This window comes from Rudanella lutea DSM 19387 (assembly GCF_000383955.1).
Taxonomy (GTDB): domain Bacteria; phylum Bacteroidota; class Bacteroidia; order Cytophagales; family Spirosomataceae; genus Rudanella; species Rudanella lutea.
Genome location: NZ_KB913013.1, coordinates 1,742,819 through 1,760,478, shown reverse-complemented (window position 1 = coordinate 1,760,478; position 17,660 = coordinate 1,742,819). Strand labels below are relative to the sequence as shown.

At 57.3% G+C, this 17,660-nt stretch carries 3 protein-coding genes; all 3 read right to left on the bottom strand.

The window, feature by feature from the left end:
* Positions 1–108: 108 nt before the first annotated feature.
* The 3 genes from RUDLU_RS30000 to RUDLU_RS0107175 all read right to left on the bottom strand — a co-directional run bounded on the left by RUDLU_RS30000 (position 109) and on the right by RUDLU_RS0107175 (position 17,225).
* The gene (locus RUDLU_RS30000) at positions 109–4,632 is read right to left on the bottom strand and encodes a putative Ig domain-containing protein (RefSeq protein WP_169578030.1); all 4,524 of its coding nucleotides are present in this window, start codon (positions 4,630–4,632) and stop codon (positions 109–111) included.
* A 417-nt stretch (positions 4,633–5,049) separates the two neighbouring features.
* Positions 5,050–8,019: an alpha-amylase family glycosyl hydrolase gene (locus tag RUDLU_RS0107180; RefSeq protein ID WP_157580115.1), complete on the bottom strand. Its 2,970-nt coding sequence runs from the start codon at positions 8,017–8,019 to the stop codon at positions 5,050–5,052.
* Positions 8,020–8,291: 272 nt separating this feature from the next.
* Positions 8,292–17,225, bottom strand: coding sequence for a beta strand repeat-containing protein (locus RUDLU_RS0107175; RefSeq protein WP_020657217.1), 8,934 nt, complete (start codon positions 17,223–17,225; stop codon positions 8,292–8,294).
* Between the last annotated feature and the right edge of the window lie 435 nt (positions 17,226–17,660).

Genomic DNA, 17,660 nt, shown 5'->3' with positions numbered 1-17,660 from the left:
GTCGGCATTAACTAAAAACCAAAAACGATAAACCACAAACGCAAGACAGCGGGCCGCCCAGAGAAGGTAAACTTCTTCGGGCGGCCCGCTCTTTTGGGGTTGAATTCGTTATTGCTTCACCACTTTTACGCTTTGGCTGCGTGTGGGCGTACTAACCTGCACCACAAATACGCCGGGTGTTTTGCCCAGCCATACCTGCTGCCGAATCGTGTCGCCTGAGGGCTCAACGTGCCGGATGCTGAGTACCTGCCCCTGTACGTTCAAGACCTGTAGCGAAAGGGGTTCGTTGCCAACCGACTGAATTTCGAGCCGGGCCCATTCGTCGGGTGTGGGGTTCCCCAAGACCAGTACGGTTAGGTCACCGGGGCTTTCGTAAGCCATGCGGGAGGTAGCTCCAGCACCGGTGCAATACTGCTTGAAGTTGAACGTAAACGTGTTGCTGGTCACGTTGCCCTGCCGAACTTTCAGTTGGAAAGCTCCGATGTCGGAGTTCGGGTTGTTGATTGCCTTCACCATATCCGGATTGTCGAGTATCCGCAAACAGTTAGTTGGGTCGGTATTTTTCAGGCCCACGTTGTTGTCGTAGAATATCGTAGTGCCGTTACCTCCGCGTGTACTGATGCGGAACGTACCCGTCTGACAATTCACATCCGTAACGCCCATAATCCGCAGTGTTTGACCAATGGTGTTGGCCGGGCTGCCGCAACCGGTGGTACTCACGGGCGCATTCACCGTCAAGAGAAAAATGGTAGCGGTAGTGAGGCTGCCGGGATCGGTGGCTACGAGGGCCACACTGCTCTGGCCAGTGACCGAAGGCGTTCCGGTGATCGTGGTACCGGTGAGGGTTAACCCGGCCGGAAGGCCCACTGCCGATAGCGTCAGGCTATTGGGGGTTTCCATATCGGTAAACACCGACCCTACATTGAGCGTATAGCTTACACCCTGCGTAGCCGTTTGCGGACTGACGAGATTGGCAATAACGGGGCGCGTGTTGCCCTGCACAATCGTAATCGGAATCCGGAACGTCGTTGAGAGCCCTCCCGGATCGGTCACGGTAATAATCATAGTGCTGCTACCGGCTACGGTTGGCGTACCAACCAGATTAGAGCCCGACAGTTGCAGCCCCGCTGGCAGTCCGCTAATCGACATCAGCAGTTGCGTGGGGGTTTCGGCATCCGTAAAAATGGCGCTTACATTCAGGCTGTAGCTTACACCGGTTGTACCCGACTGTGGGCCAACGGGATTCACAACAACCGGGGGCGTATTCCCCAAACGTACCGTTAACTGAAAACTGGTGGCGGCCGTCAGGTTACCGGGGTCGGTGGCTTTGAGCGTAATGGTACTCACACCTGTCGCCGAGGGGGTGCCGGTGATGGCCGTTCCCGTCAGGGTCAGGCCCGCAGGCAGGCCCATTGCCGACAAGGTCAGGCTACCGGGCGTCTGGGCATCGGTAAACACCGAGCCAATATTCAGCGAGTACGCCGTACCGACAGTACCCGTTTGTGCGCCGATGAGGTTCACCACGGTAGGGGCCGTGTTGGTCACTACCGTCACGCTCGGAGCCGGGTTCACCGTCAGCACAAAAAGAGTAACGGTGGAGAGACTGCCGGGGTCGGTAGCTATAAGAGCCACATTGCTTACCCCCGAAGTGGAAGGCGTACCGGTAATTAGGCTACCGTTTAGGGTCAGGCCGGTCGGGAGCCCCAGGGTCGACAAGGTCAGGCTGTTGGGCGTTTGGGCGTCGGTGAAGACGTTGCCCACGTTGAGCGAGTAGGCCGTGCCAACCGTAGCTGTTTGTGCTCCAACGAGGTTCGCAATAGTGGGAGCTGTGTTGGTCACCACAGTTACACTTGGTACCGGACTTACCGTCAGTTGAAAACTGGTCGCAGTAGTCAGGTTACCGGGATCGGTGGCCTTGAGCATAATGGTGCTCACGCCCGATGCCGAGGGGGTGCCGGTGATGGCGGTTCCCGTGAGGGTCAAGCCTGCAGGTAGTCCCGCTGCCGACAAAGTCAGGTTGCCGGGCGTCTGGGCATCGGTAAACACTGAGCCAATATTCAGCGAGTACGCCGTACCAACCGTGGCCGACTGTGGTCCAACAAGGTTCACCACCGTAGGGGCTGTGTTGGTTACAGGCTGCGGGGCGCTGCAATAGGCTTTCATATCGAACGAAAACGACAGCCCCTGCACACCGCCCTGCCGAACCATAACCGAAATAGTTTTGGGGTCGGAGCGTAAGCCCGCATCCAGAATATGCGAGGGGTTGGTGGTCCAGCCCGTAATACCGATAGCCGCGTACTCAACCGTTGAGCCATTACCGCCGGTAAAGCCGAACATAATGGCCCCTGTCGAACAGTTGTACGTAACCACCGTGGCTCCCAGTGGCCCGCCGGTTATTGGGGGCGGAGGGGTGGGAGTGGGGGCAGAGGCCGGGTTAATGGTTAGTGCAAAGGTTGTCTGTGCCGATAGGTTCCCCGGATCGGTAGCTGTAACGGTAATGGTACTCACCCCCGATACCGAAGGCGTTCCCGAAATGGTACCCCCCGAAAACTGAAGGCCCGCGGGCAAACCTGCCACTGACAGCACCAGCCCGGTTGGCGTTTCGGCATCGGTAAATACCGTACTCAGGTTCAGGCTGTACCCAACTCCGACCGTTCCCGACTCAGGAGATAGGGCTTTGGCTACCACCGGCGCGGTATTGGCGGGTGGCAGCGGGTTACCCGAGCAGTACGCTTTCATGTCGAAATTATACGGAGCTCCCTCTACGCCATTTTGCCGAATATAGATTGTGATCGTTTTTGGGTCAGCCCGCAGGCCGGCTTCAATGACCTGGTTGGCGTTGGTCGTCCAGTCGGTGATACCCAGTGCTTTGTACTCGACGGGCGAGGTGGTGCTGCCACCTGTAAACCCGAATACAATAGCCCCCGTTGAGCAGTTGTACGTTGATACGGTAGCGGCCAACGGCTTGGGAGCCGGTGGGTCCATGGTGGTCAGAGCTGGCGAGAAAGAGCTTGTGCCGGTAGGCATGGTTGCCCGACCCAGAAAAATTTCGTCGCCCTTCAGGTTAATCGTTGTATAAAAGCGGTAGTTACCCTGCACGTACCGCACCATCATCTGGGTTTCCTGACTCGCCGACGCGTACGGTTGGGTAGCCGCAATCAGAATCTGACTTCCGTTGACAATGGCGCGGGCAAACGGCTTCCCGCTCCGCTTCTGGGCATTTGAGTTGAGCCGGTACCAGGTCTTACCGTTATCGTACGAGCATTCGGTGGCTTCGTTGAGGTAGATCTCCTGCCCGTTGAACAGGTCACCGTGGTGCTTAAACAGCCGCCACAGGCCGTGGAGGTAGTGCTCGTACACGCTATAGTTGCGGTCGTTGTCGAGGTTTTCGCGGCCCGGTACCACGGGGGCATTGGGCGTCAGAATATTCCAGTCGTCCCACAGAATAGCCCCGTGTGCGCCCGTAAACCAGTAAAAAATAGCCATTCCTTCGGCAATGGCCGGTGGAGCCGGGTATTCAGCCCGGGCAGCCTGCCCCGGTTCCGAACTTTGGGTGTTGAACAGCCACTGCCACGCAATTCGCTTTTTGGGCGAAAGCTTCATGTTCACTTCCTGCTCGCCCAATACGCTGGCAAGCCAGTGCCGGTCTTCATCGCCGTTGTGCCGGGCCGCATAATCGAAGTCCGACGACAAAAAGTACGTGCCGGGCATCTGGAAATGAGCCAGTTCGCCAAAGGTTTTACCCACAATCGCATCGGGCATACCCCGGCCTCGGGTATTAGTGGCGTCAATCTGTTTGGCGGGCATACGCCAAAGCCAGTCGGGCGAGCTAATATTGGCAAAGTCCGACGAACGCGAGTAGCCATAACTGTTGTGCGGCACCGGGCCAATCCCACCGATTTCGGTGTACGGGCTGATACGCTGCCGAAGCATCCACATCTTGTACACGTACAGATTAGCGTGCTCCTGCTCGTTGCCAGGGCTGGTGCCTTCGTTTTCAATGTCGAAGAAAATCTTGCCGAACGTACTTACCTGCCCCGAAGGTGGGCAGTCACCGAAGCCAACACAACCCCCGCTCAGCTCAGACATGGCCTGCCCCAGACTCTCGCGCTCGTTGATCGAGCCGGGTGGCCGCAGAAAATACGTGTCCTTGGCCAGGTCGCTGTTGCGGGCCCAGGGTAGGTTAAAGGGTAAGTCAGTAAAATAGTTCTGGTACAGAATGAGCGAACGTTGCTCGGGTAGTAGCCGGCTGGTCCAGGTACTCGACTGTGTGAATTTTGACCCCCGGTCGTACTTGGCGTTGGCTAAAGGCGAGTAGCCGAGCTCGTCGTCGGTCATCCGCGATCGCTCAATAGCCGAAAACCCCCTTCGGAACAGTTTGTCCCAACTGTCTTTAACGTGCAGGTTGCGCCCGGCCCCACTAAAGGTAAGGTGTTTACTCTTGGGCAGCGTAAAGTCATCGACTACGTCGATATTCCAATACCCCCGTACCGATTGCGGGGTCGGCGTAAACGCTTTTCGGGGCGACGGAATCAAGGCCGTTTGTGCCGGAATGTCTTGCGAGAAGACGTAGTTGCATGTAACCGATAAGCAAATAAACACTAATAACGGAAGGGTAAATTTTTTAAGCATACATACGGGGGTTTTTATATAGTAGTATAGGCAAATTTGATTCCAATTTCGTACCATTGTTATATGATAATAAATATATTTGTATAGAAAGTGTCCCGTAGGCTCAAATAGACATTTAATTCTATATTCATAGTAAACATTTAGGCTTAGGCGGGAAAATTTTTTATTAATTGGTATAGTTTTTGAAGAACTGGTATTGCTTTTAAAAGTATAAGTATTCCGACTAAGCAAAAATGGAGCAACTTGTTCCTATGTATCTTAATAAATAGATATAGTATTCTTTATTTGAAAAGTAGTTTGCCTGATCAATTGGCTGTCGGGAAGCGATCAATGGCCTGGCTACCGGTAGGTACATACGCAAAAAGGGCGGCCGTAGATGTTCTGTCTACGGCCGCCCTTTTTGCGTGTCGAGATTATTTATTTAGGTTGGCTCTGCCTATTGTTTGGTGATGCCGTGGGCTTTTTGGGAAACGCCTGCTCAGCTGCCCCTTGGTTACCGGTTGGCAAAGATCCGTTAGCTGTATTAGGCGAGGCCATTCGGGCGTTGGTGGCACTTACGCATGAGGCCGAGATAGTGGTGGTGGTCGCGGGATTGACAATGATGCTTGGCCCGCTTTGTCCGGTACTCCAGACTACCACATTGGGGGCCGGGCAGCCGCTTGCGTCGAGCTGTACCTGCCCACCGGGGCAAACCACCGTCTGGTTGGCAACAATCGTGAGCGTTGTACTGACCACCAACGAGGCCGCCGGGCTGTAAACCGCCTGGCCGTAGCCAACGCGCAGGTAGTAGAGCTCTCCGGCATTGAGCGAAGCGGGCAGAGCTACCACCATTTGGGTGGCATCGGCCGTAACGGGGGTGAGCGTTGTGGAGGTTGGAAAGCTCGAATTAGAAGCGATCTCCGCCCAGAATGGTCCATTGGCGGCAAACGCGCAACTGCCCGGTGCGTTATTGGCCATGTACGATAGCGTGAGCGATTGCCCACCCGACACCAGTGTTTGCGACAGGGTAGGTGCCGCAGCAAAAGCTGGCTGCAAAACCGTGGCGCTCACGGTTGCCGTTGCCGATAGGCCGAGGGCGTCGGTAACGGTTACGGAGTACACCCCGGCCGTACTGGCCGTAGCTATACTGCTGCTGCCCGGAACGGCTACCGTACCCGCCGAAAATTGATATTGATAAGGAGCCGTTCCGCCGGAAACTGCAGCGGTGAGCGTATTGGATTCGCCCGCACAAACGGTGGTGCTGGCCAAGGTTACCGACAGTGGTGCGGCATCCTGCACCCAAACAGAATAGCTCTTGGCGGGTAGCTCCATGTAGACCCGGTTTTGTCCGTCGACTACGGCAAACGGGAAAGCCGAGCGCCCCAGCACATCGCCGAAACGGGTGCCGGTCTGGATTCCGTTGCGGACGGCAATCTGATGATCGACCCGCAAAGGCTGGTTGTCGAAGTTAATAGCCACGAGCACCTCTTTGCCGCCCACAGAACCTGAGGCATTCAACTGGTAAATCAAAACCTTGTTCGGACTGCTCTGAATATAGTTGTTCGGAGCCGGGGCTGTGTTGCTACCGCCAAAATGGTTGAGCAGGTCCATGCTCGTGGAACCGGTTATGTATTTTTTGTGGACCTGAATCAGCTTGTCGATAGCGGGTTTGAGAGCCGGTAGCCCCACGGGGTGGTAATTAAACCCGATCACATCGTTACCATAGGTGGTATTGCGGGCTGGGTAACCGTAATAGTCGGGGTAGAAAACGGCCGGTACGCCCAACTGGTTATTGGTCAGAATCCAGGCGTAGCCCAGGTCGGGGTTGTTGTGCACGAGGGCATCGCCAAACGTGGGGTTGTCGCTGCGGAAATCGTGGTTGTTCAGAAACGTCACAATGTTGTTGCCCGATCCAAAGCTGTTGCCATCGGTGGCAAAGCGGAGGCTGTTGAAGTACGCATTACGCGGGTCGGCTCCGTTGTCGAGGGCCTGCTTGAGGGCGTCGCGCAGGGCAAAGTCGAACACCCGCACCTGTACGTTGTTGCGAGTATCGGTATTCATGCCGCTGTACACCGCATCAACCCAGCCTTTCAGCTCAGCGCGGTTGTTGCCGTACCACTCACCCACCACCAGGTTGGGCGTTCGGCCACTGGCGCGCATTTCTTCAAGCATGGTGCGCATAAACGAGGGCTCAAAATGTTTGACAGCATCGACACGAAGGCCCTTTGATCCTAAATCGTCGAAGGCCCACTTCGTCCAGTCGACCAGCAGGTCTTTGGTCGCCGGGATGTTGTGGTCGTAATCGTAGAAATAATCCAGACTCTGCATAGACCACTGCGGCCCCAGGCAGGTGGTTTGCGACCATCCCGCCGGGCTGCTGCTGGTGAAGTGCGGCCGGAAACCGTTCCAGTCGAGAGCTCCCCGCCCGCTGGGCATGTTGCCAAAGTTGGTGTAGGTCTGAAACTGGAGTTTGTACCCTGCACCAAACGGATTGGTGAAATCGGCTACGTTGTAAGCCCCCCCACCATTGGCCGGGACGTAGAAAATATCAATAGGCAGGTGGTCGGAGTATTCGCTGTCGTAGTTGATAGCCTGAATAATAAGCAGGTCACCGGCCGCATTGAAATCGTTGGTGGTCACGGTCACGGCAAATTCATCGAGGTCGCCGTTTCCGTCGATCCGGTTGAGGTAGTTCCGGCCCAGCTGGGCTGAGTACTGAAATACGTCGGCCGAGGTGGTCAGGTCAACGTCGGGCGTCACAACCGGACTCCACCGCGACCCGCCGATTTTGTTGGTCGTGGCATGAAACGCGTACTTGGCGCCGTTGAAAATATTTCCCCGCGACCGCATTTTGATGTAGTACGTGCCGGCACCCTCGGCTGCCGAGCCGCCAATCGGAATGACCATTCGGTACCGATCCGACGGAAAAGGGCGCTTGAACCCGCAACTGGGGTTGTTGCCGCTCGCAAAGGTGGTGATGTAATCTTTTACGGCGGGGTTGGTTTCCAGATCGCCCGCGTCGCGGTGGTTGTACACCATGTCGGCTACGGGTGTGATGCCCACGGCGGTTAGCGAGTTGACCATGCTTTTGATTTCGGGAAGGGTGCCGAGGGAGGTTTGCGAGGGGCCCACAAACAGGTCGCGCGGGTCGTAGCCACCACTCCGGTTGCCGTTGCCGGCAAAGGGCGGGTACCATACGTGGGTGAAGCCGGCCTGACTCAGGGCGGGGGCTTTGAGCCGGAGTGTATCCGACCAGTTAAACGAAACGCCCGATGGGCCGGTGGTACTCTGACCCGTTTTGGGATAGTCCCAGTACCAACCCTGAAACATAATCTGCGGTGTCGACTGCGCGACGGCCTGAAGGGCGAATGCGAGCAGGCAACAAAGGCTGAGTAAATGGTTTCGCATGGACAGTTGTTAGATGAACAGTAGTTTCAAAATAGGATAGATGAACTGACAAATATAATTCATCGGCGAGTTTGTTCTCAGTGGGGTGACAAATATGACCACTACATGAATGTACCATGAATAGGGTATAATGTACAGTCAGCACAATAGCTCATTATACACTGTACACTATTCATTAGACAGTTTGTGCTGACATAGTGCGTGTTCAGCGTCTATATAAACAAAGAGCCCCCGACGGTCAGGTCGGGGGCTCTTGTTCTAAGCAGAACCTGTTACTGCCGAACCACCTTCACGGTTTTAGTCCGGGTCGGTGTGCTTACCTGCAAGAGGTACGTGCCCGCCGATTCGCCCAGTTTCACCCGACCACGAGCTACGCCCGAAGCAGGAGTTACTAACTGGTTGCTCACCGACTGACCTTGCAGAGCAACTACGCGCAGGGTGATGGCTTCGTCGCCGGCTCCGCGTACCTCGACCTCAACTGACTCGGCCGAAGTTGGGTTGCCCATTACCGTAACCTCCAGCTCAGCAGCCGTTTCGCGTGCAACCCGGGCTCCGCCTGTGCAGAAGCCTTTGAAGTTGAAGCTAAACGTGTTACTGGTGTTACCACCCTGAGTTACGCGCAGCTGGAACGGATTGATGTCAGACGATGGGTTGTTCACCGCATTGATCAGATCCTGGTTATCCAGCGAACGCAGACAGTTGGTTGGATCGGCATTCTTCAGACCGACGATGTTGGCGTAGCTAATCGCGCTGCCGTCGCCACCGCTGGTCAGAATCCGGAACGTACCCGTTTGGCAATTCACATCCGCTACACCCGTGATCTGGAGTGCACCACCCAACGTATTGGCTGGGCTACCACAGCTTGCAGGCGCAGGCGGGGTGGTTGTGCCGCTCGTTGCCGGGCTTACCGTGAGCTGGAAGCTGGTGCTACCTGCAAGGTTACCGGGGTCGGTGGCCGTCAGCGTAACGGTAACCACACCGGATACCGATGGGGTACCGCTGATGGTGGTTCCTGCCAGTGACAGACCAGCCGGCAGACCGCTGGCTGAGAGCACTAAGCTACCCGGTGTCTGGGCGTCGGTGAAGACACCACCCACGTTGAGCGAGTAAGCGGTACCTACCGTTGCCGATTGAGGTCCTACCGCGTTGGCCACCGTGGGGGCCGTGTTGGTGGGCGGTTGTGGGTTGCCCGAGCAGAAGGCACCAAAGTCGAAGACAAAGGCGGTTCCTTCCACACCGTTCTGGCGTACCCGCACCGTCACCGGCTTGGGATCGGCCCGCAGACCAGCTTCGATCATGTGGTTGGTGTTGGTGGTCCAGCCGGTGATACCGATGGCCAGATACTCAACCGCTGAACCGTTGCCACCCGTCGAACCAAAGACAATCGCACCCGTCTGGCAGTTGTAGCTCACCACCGTAGCGGCCAACGGACCGCCCACAGGTGGGTTGGTCGTGGTGCTGGCTGCTGGGCTCACCGTAAGCTGGAAGCTGGTGCTGGCCGAGAGGCTACCGGGGTCGGTGGCCGTCAGCGTAACGGTAACCACACCCGATACTGATGGGGTACCGCTGATGGTGGTTCCTGCCAGTGACAGACCAGCCGGCAGACCGCTGGCTGAGAGCACGAGGCTACCCGGCGTCTGGGCGTCGGTGAAGACACCACCCACGTTGAGCGAGTAAGCGGTACCCACCGTTGCCGACTGAGGTCCTACTGCGTTGGCCACCGTGGGGGCCGTGTTGGCAGGCGGAGCTACCGTCGTGCTGCTGGCCGGGCTTACGGTCAGCGTGAAGGTAGCGCCGGTTGAGAGGCTACCCGGATCGGTGGCGCGTAGCGTAACCGTGCTCACACCCGAGAACGATGGCGTGCCGCTGATGGTCGTACCGCTGAAGGTCAGACCGGCAGGCAGGCCACTTACCGACAGCACCAGGCTGTTCGGCGTTTCCATATCGCTAAATACATTCCCGATGTTCAGCGTGAACGGTACACCAACCGTAGCCGACTGCGGGCCCACTGGGTTTACGACCGTTGGCGAGTTGTTACCCATACCACCCGAGCAGGCTGCCAGGGCGTTCCAGGTATAGCTCACCGTTACGCCATTTTGCGTTGCAAACAGAACAAACGGTTGCACGTTGGTGCTCTGGTTGCGGATGTCGATCGCTACCTGACCGTCAACCATCGCTGTGCAGCTCATGGTTGGGCCAGTGATACCCACTGCCGAGAACGTAATCGGGCTACCGTTACCACCTACGGTGATAAACTGAATCTGACCTGTCTGACAGTTGTAGATCGGCTCCATCAGCGCCAGCGGCTGACCAATGGTACCTGCTGGGCTACCACAGGCCGGTGCTACTGTGTTCGATACCGTGATTGAGACCGTCGCCGTGCCTGAGCAGCCGTTACCCGCTGTACCCGTTACCGAGTAGGTAAAGGTTCCCGTTGCTGAGGTGGGCGGGTTGATGCTCGCCGTGGTGGCACCGGTGCTCCAGGTGTAGCTGGTGGCACCCGAGGCCGTCAGCGTCAGGCCTTGACCCATCGTTACCGTATTACCCGGCAGAGCCGCAATCGTTACGGCCGGGCCAGCGGTGCTGCTCATCACCGTCGCGGTAGCGGTTGCCGTGCAGTTGCCGGCATTGCTTACGGTTACGGTGTATGTACCGGCCGTCGATACGGTGAAGATACCCGTCGTGTTGGACTGACCGTTGCTCAGGGTGTAGCTGTTGCCACCCGTAGCTGTCAGGGTCACGCTCGTTTGGGCACAGGTGAGTGTACCAGAAGCTGCCAGTGTTGCGTTGACCGCGTTGGTGGCGCTTTCGACCGTGGTTGTAGCCGAAGCCGTGCAGCCGTTAGCCGCCGTTACTACAACGGTGTAAGTACCACCTGCCGATACCGTAGCGGTGTTACCCGTGCTGCCGCCAATCTGCGTAGCACCCGCGCTGAACATATACGTACCCTGACCAGCCGGCGTAGCGGTCAGTGTTACGCTCGTGTTGTTGCAGGTAATGGTGCCGTTGTTGGCCAGGCTGACCGTTGGGGCGGTACTGCTGCCCATCACCGTAACCGAAGCCGAGGTGGTGCAGCCATTAGCACCCGTGATGACTACTGAGTAGATACCCGGTGTCGTTACGGTAGCCGTATTGCCCGCACTGCCGCCAATCTGGGTGGCACCTGAACTGAATGCGTACGAGACAGCACCCGCTGGTGAAGCGGTCAGGGCAACAAACGTAGTTGAGCAGCTGAGTACACCGCTGGCGGTGAGTGAGGCCACCGGAGCGGTTGAGCTACCCATTACGGTAACCTGTGCCACTGCCGAGCAACCACCCGCGTCGGTGATCGTAACGGAGTACGTACCCGCCGTGGTTACGGTAGCGGTATTACCCGTGCTGCCACCAATTTGGGTAGCACCCGCACTGAACACATACGAAGCCAGACCCGATGGGGTAGCCGTAAGGGTTACGCTTGGGTTGGCGCACGAGAGGGTTCCGCTCGCCACCAGTGTTGCCGTGATGGCGTTGGTGGTGCTCGTTACCGTAGTTGTTGCCGTCGAGGTGCAACCGTCGCCGTTACCTACCGTCACGGTATAAGTACCGGCTGTTGATACGGTGAAGATACCCGTCGTATTGCTCTGCCCATTGCTCAGGGTGTAGCTGTTGCCGCCCGTAGCGGTCAGCGTAACCGTCGTGTTCGAGCAGCTCAGTACACCGCTGTTGGTGAGCGAAGCCGTTGGCGTCGTACCCGCACCTACGGTGAGGCTGGTGGTCGACGAGCAACCGCTGGCCGTAGCCGTTACCGAGTAGGTGCCTGCCGCGTTGATCACCGCCGTGTTACCGGCACTGCTCACCACATTCGACGAGAACACATACGTGGTGCCGGGTGCAGCCGCCGATGCCGTCAGCGTAGCGCTGCTACCTGAGCACACCAGGGCCGGACCTGCCAGGCTAACCACCGGCGCAGCCGATACAGTAGCCGTTGCCAGAATCGAGGTGCTTTCGCAGTTGCCAATGCCCGAAGCTACGCAGACAACCGTGTAGTTATACGTACCGGCCGTGCTTGGGCTGCTGAGCGTTGATGCGTTGGTGATGGTACCATCGCTTGCACGCCAGCGGGCGGTTGTATTCGTTACGCAGCTGGCCGACAGGCTAACTGGCGTACCCTCGCAGGCCGTGAAGTTGTTGGTGCTGCTGACCACAGGAGCGGCTGGCAGACCAATCGTTACAATGGCTGAAGCACCCGGCAGCAATGGGGTACATCCGTTGGCATCGGTTACCCGAACCGTGTAGGCACCACTTGCATCAACCACGATAAACGGATTGTTCTGCTGACCCGCTGGCGCGTTGGTCCAGGTGTAGCTGAACGGACCCGTGCCGGTTGCGTTGGCCGTCAGCGTTACCGACTGACCTGAGCAAATCGAGGCTGCGCTTGGCGATACCGATACCGTTGGCCGTGGGTTCACGGTGACCTCCGTACTGATGGTGGTGCGGCAACCGGCGTTGGTTACCGTTACACTGTACGTAGTGGTTGTGTTGATCGGAAGCAGCGGAGCAAACGAGGCTGAAGTGTTGTTGATCAGACCCGGAGCCCAGCGGTATGTGCTGCCCGCAGGAGCATTCGCTGTGAGTGTGATCGACGTGCCTGCGCAAACGGTTTGCGAGGGGTTCACGGCTACCGTCACATTCGGAATCTGATTTACGGTCACCGTAACGGATGCCGTACCCGTACAACCAATGGCGTTGGTACCCGTTACCGAGTAAACCGTTGTCGTCGTGGGCGATACGCTGATACCGGCCGTTGTGGCGCCTGTACTCCAGGTGAACGATGCCGCACCGCTGGCTGTCAGGTTCGTACTCGTGCCGGCACAGATCGTGGTGGCCGAGGGGCTGATGGTCAGGGTAGGCTGCGTGTTATTCAGCGTTACCGATGAGGTCGCTGTAGCGGTACATCCGGCTGCGTTGCTTACCGTTACGGTGTAGTTACCGGCGGCCGTTACGGTGAAGAGACCCGTTGTGTTGGTCTGTCCGTCGCTCAGGGTATAGCTGGTACCACCGGTGGCGGTCAGAGTTACGCTCGTTTGGGCGCAAGTCAAGGTAGCCGACGAGAGGGTAGCGGTAGCCGCTGCTGCCTCGGTTACTGTCAGGCTCTTGCTGGCGGTACAACCGTCGCTGTTTGTCGCTGTTACCGAGTACGTGCCGGCTGCGTTGATAATGGCCGTGTTGCCCGTGCTGCTGACCACATTGGGTGAGAACACGTAGCTAACACCACCACCGGCAGTCAGCGTCAGGCTGTTGCCCGCGCAGATTTCGGCCGGGCCTACCAGCGTAGCTACAGGCAGAGGCTTGCCGGTTACGACCACCGTTGCCGATGTGGTACAACCGTACGTGTCCTGTGCGTTAACCGTGAACGTTTGCGTGCCCGATGCCGACAGCGTACCCGTTACGGCGCTCAGGTTGGTGGCATTGATGGTGGCACCGGCGGGCGCTACCCACGTGAAGCTGTACGGAGCCGTACCGTTGACGGTTTGAGCCGACAGTTCAACCGGTTGCCCGATGCAGGCCGTTGCCGACGAGGCCAGGGCCGTTACCGTAAAGGCGGCCGGGCCACTGTACCGAACGTCTGTTGTGTTGCCGCTAAAGTTATTGGCATCCACCGTGTTGTTACATACGGTCGGTGAGTTGCCCCGGCCGAAGTAAGATGGGGACGCACCGGCATCCTGAAGGCCATCGCCCGCGTTATTGGCTACGTAGTTGGCCGTGGGGTGCAAACCGCCTTGCTGCTGAATACCAATATTATTATTATTCAGCGTGTTACCCGTTACGGTATGGTTCCGGCCTTCGATCACGATACCGAAGCCTTCGCTCTCGGTTGGTGCTGACACCTGATTCTGGTGCGTGAAGCCCGTCACGGTGTTGTTCCGAACCACAACGCCTGTGGGTACATCCGGGTAGCCTTCGGTGTTGTTCGGCAGCATAGCCCGCCGGTACACCGAGATACCCGCATGGTCGCGGTTGTTCATCGATGGGCTGGCGGCAAAGCTTACCGTATTGTTTTCTACGACGATGCTGCCATCGCCCGAAGTGGCACCCGTTCCGTTCGGATTCTTGACTTCGATGCCGAAACGGCCGTTGTTCGAAATCGTGTTTCCGGCGATGAGGTTAGCACCAGCTCCACCTTTCAAGCCCGTAAGGCCAATGCCGCTGTCGCCGTTACCCGTTACGGTGTTCCCCGTGATGGTTACGCCCGATGCCGTACCGTCCTGCAACTCGATGCCGCAACAGTTGTTGTTGGTCACCGTGTTGTTGACGATGTAGATGTTCTGCTTGAAGCCGTTCCAGATCACAATACCCCGGGCTGCCCCTTTCGAGTTGTCGTGGCCCGAGAAGGTCGAGCTCGTTACCGTCACACTCTGCACGGGCCCGTTGGCGTAGAAGCCTGAGCCACCCGAGTTGCTCAGCGACTGTACGTCCGAGATGACCAGGTTGTTGTTGCCCAGAGCTGCGTAGATACCGGCACTGCTGTTGGGGCCGTTACCCACATACTTCTGCACGGTCAGGTTGCGGATAGTCACGTTGGTAACTCCGCTATTGATCGAGATACCGCTGCCGGTACCACTCAGTCCTGTACCGTCGAGGATGGTGGCGGTTTTGCTGGCTCCTTGCAGAGTGAGCGACTTGTCGATGGTTACCCGCTCGTTGAAGGTGTACTCCGCTGCCTGGATCACGTCGCCTGCATTGGCGGCATTAACTGCCGACTGGATAGTGGGGAAGAACGTGTTCTGGGTGAGGTTACGTACCGGATCAAAGTACAGCAGTCGACCTACCGTAACATCGTCGGGCTTGTGGAAGAGCCGGGTTTCGAGGGTAGCACGCTGCGTACCGTTGAAGGCCGAGGGCAGTGTCAGACCACCGCCAATATCGAACCGGTTGTTCCGAATGTCGAGGTCGGTAGCCCAGGGGCCCATGGTCGTGATAGCCGATGGTACGCCCGCATAATCACCGAAAGGCGAGCCGTAGCCTGAGCTGGCTCCGGTGCTGTTGTCGAGCATGACAAACGTGCCGATTGCTGCGTTGAACTGGTTCTCAGAACCTGACGAACCAATGGTAAACGCGCCAAACTTGGCCCCGGCTGTGCGGTGGTTCAGGAACGCAATGGCCGTTCCGCTGTTGGGCGTCGACGAGCCGTTGAACGTGTTGCCCGCAATAGTACCGCCCAGCGTCTGCATTTGCGCGTCGGTCAACGTAGCGCTGTTCGAGGCAATCAGCTTTGTGTTGACTGAGATATGGCGGTAGTCGGTAGCGGCTGCATTGGGCGTAAAGGTATTACCCGTGATGGTGAAGCCCGCGTTGTTTTCGGCGCTGATAGCCCAGCGGTGGTTCGAGAACGTGTTGTTCTGTACCAGCAGGGTTTTCGTGCCCGAAATACCGTTATTCTGAATCCGCAGAAGGGCTCCGCTTGGGAGGACGCCAGTAGTGGGCTGTGCGAATGTTCCGTCGAAGGTGTTGTTCGATACCGTGATGGTGCCAGCTCCCGGATTGGGGTCCGAAATCTGAATACCACCGCCACCGGCCGTGTTACCCTGGATGGTGATGTCGCCCTGCTCGGTAAAGCGGGCCACTACATCGTGGTTGATCGCCGTAAACGAGTTACCCTGACCAGCACCCGTGCCGCCAATGATACCCGAAGCCAGATCGATCTGAACGGCCGCCCGGAATGCATTGGTTGCAGTAGCATTGACCCGGTTGCCCTGCACGACCACACCCCCAAACCCGTCGTTGTCGAGTGTGTAGTTAGGGGTACTCACGATCGGGTTGATAGCAATGGCATTACGAAGTCCATAAGAACCGGCAACCGGACCAACTGGTGTGATGGTGTTGTTCAGCACGCGCAGGTTCGAGCGGTCGTTGCCGGTTGTGTGGATGGCCGAGTGCGTCTTGCTCTGATTCACCGTAAAACCGAAGTTTTGAATCGTCACGTCGGCCGAGGCTACCGTGAAGAGCGACGCAACCGCTGAGCCAGGCACCGTACCCGTAAAGGTCACATTGGTGCTGACGCCCTGACCGCTGAGCGAAAGCGGCTTGTCGATCACCACCAGCTCGTCGTAGGTGCCGGCGGGTACATAGATGAGGTCGTTGGCACTCGCGGCCGAAACGGCTGCCTGAATCGTGGCGTAGAACAGATTCTTGGTCACGTTCTGCACTGGGCAGCTGCCCCCCGTGCCCGTTACGGTAGCGGTGGCCGTAGCCGAGCAGCCGTTGGCATCGGTTACTGTAACCGTGTACGTGCCGGGGGTATTTACGGTGGCCGTGGCTCCGCTTGCGGTAACAGCCGCCGGACCCGTAAACGCATAATTAGCCGCACCGGCTGGCGTAGCGGTCAGTGTTATGGTTGGCGCTCCGCAACCCAGTGTCCCGCTCGGCGTGAGCGTGGGTGCTGTTCCGAACGAGTTCACTGTTACCGTTACCGTACTGGTGCTGGTACAGCCGCCCGCGTTGGCACCGGTTACTGTGTAGGTAGTGGTGCTGGTGGGGTTGACGTTAATGGTGGCCGTGTTAGCCCCTGTACTCCAGGTGTACGATACTGCACCGCTTGCCGTAAGGCCTACCGTAGCCCCGCTACAAATGGCCGTTGCCGAAGGCGAAATGCTCAGCACGGGCGGGTTTTGATCAACGGTGATGGTAATCGTGGCCGAACTCGATATGTAACCAGTCGTATTGACTACGACTGAGTGGGGGCCTGCCGTGTTGACGACAGCCTGATTGCTATTCGGGGCAACGGGAGTAGCCCCCGCGCTAAATGCGTACGTTGTTGATGCATCGGTGGCCGAAGCAGCCGCCGTGATGGTTGCCGAAGTCAGCTCGCAGTTAATCGAGTTGCTGCTGGCGAGCGTAACGGTGTTTTCGAAACCCGTGACTGTCAGATTATCAACCGCAATTTTCGGACGGCTGCCCGTAGTGCCTGCAGGTGTACCACCGTTATGGTAGTACAGCCGGAAGATGGCTAAAGTTGCATTATTATATGCCGCTGGTAACTGCACCGATACGTTTGCTGAACCAGCTACGTTGTTGGTCGCTACATAGTTGGCATTCAGGTCTGTAAAGCTGGCGCCGTTGTCGGTTGATCCATATACTTTCAACGTACCCTTTCGGTTGCCAGTACTGTTATCTATTGTCGACGCATCGAACGACAGTGTTCCGGCTTTCAGCCCCGTGAAGCTCACATAAAAGTCAACGGCTACACTGTTTGTGTTGTCAGTTGTTCCAGTGGCTAATAAGACTAATGTACCGGAACCTCTTTGTACCCCACCCGATGATCCACTTGTAAAGGAAGTGCTCGTATGTGTGGTTCGAGTCGGATCAGGTATCGAAGCAGAACCGCCTATGGGAACTCCTTTGAATCGGTTGGCTTCTATGCCAGCCGCAAAGTCGTTCGTCCAGTTAGCGATATCTGCAAAGGTAGCTGTGTAAGATAACCCAGGTTGAGAGGCTAAAGGAACGGGGGTTTGTGCTTGACCACTGCGCGCCAAGCATAAGGAGAGCAGTACCAACAGGCACGTCAAAAGACGGCCGGTTGGTGGTCGTAGTAGGTGAGACATAAAAACGTGGTAAAAATTGAGACAAATTGAATGTGGAAAACAGATGTATTTGTTCCCGCA

Coding starts and splice junctions, on each gene's coding strand:
- RUDLU_RS30000 (WP_169578030.1), bottom strand. CDS start 4,632: ATGCTTAAAAAATTTACCCTTCCGTTATTAGTGTTTATTTGCTTATCG.
- RUDLU_RS0107180 (WP_157580115.1), bottom strand. CDS start 8,019: ATGCGAAACCATTTACTCAGCCTTTGTTGCCTGCTCGCATTCGCCCTT.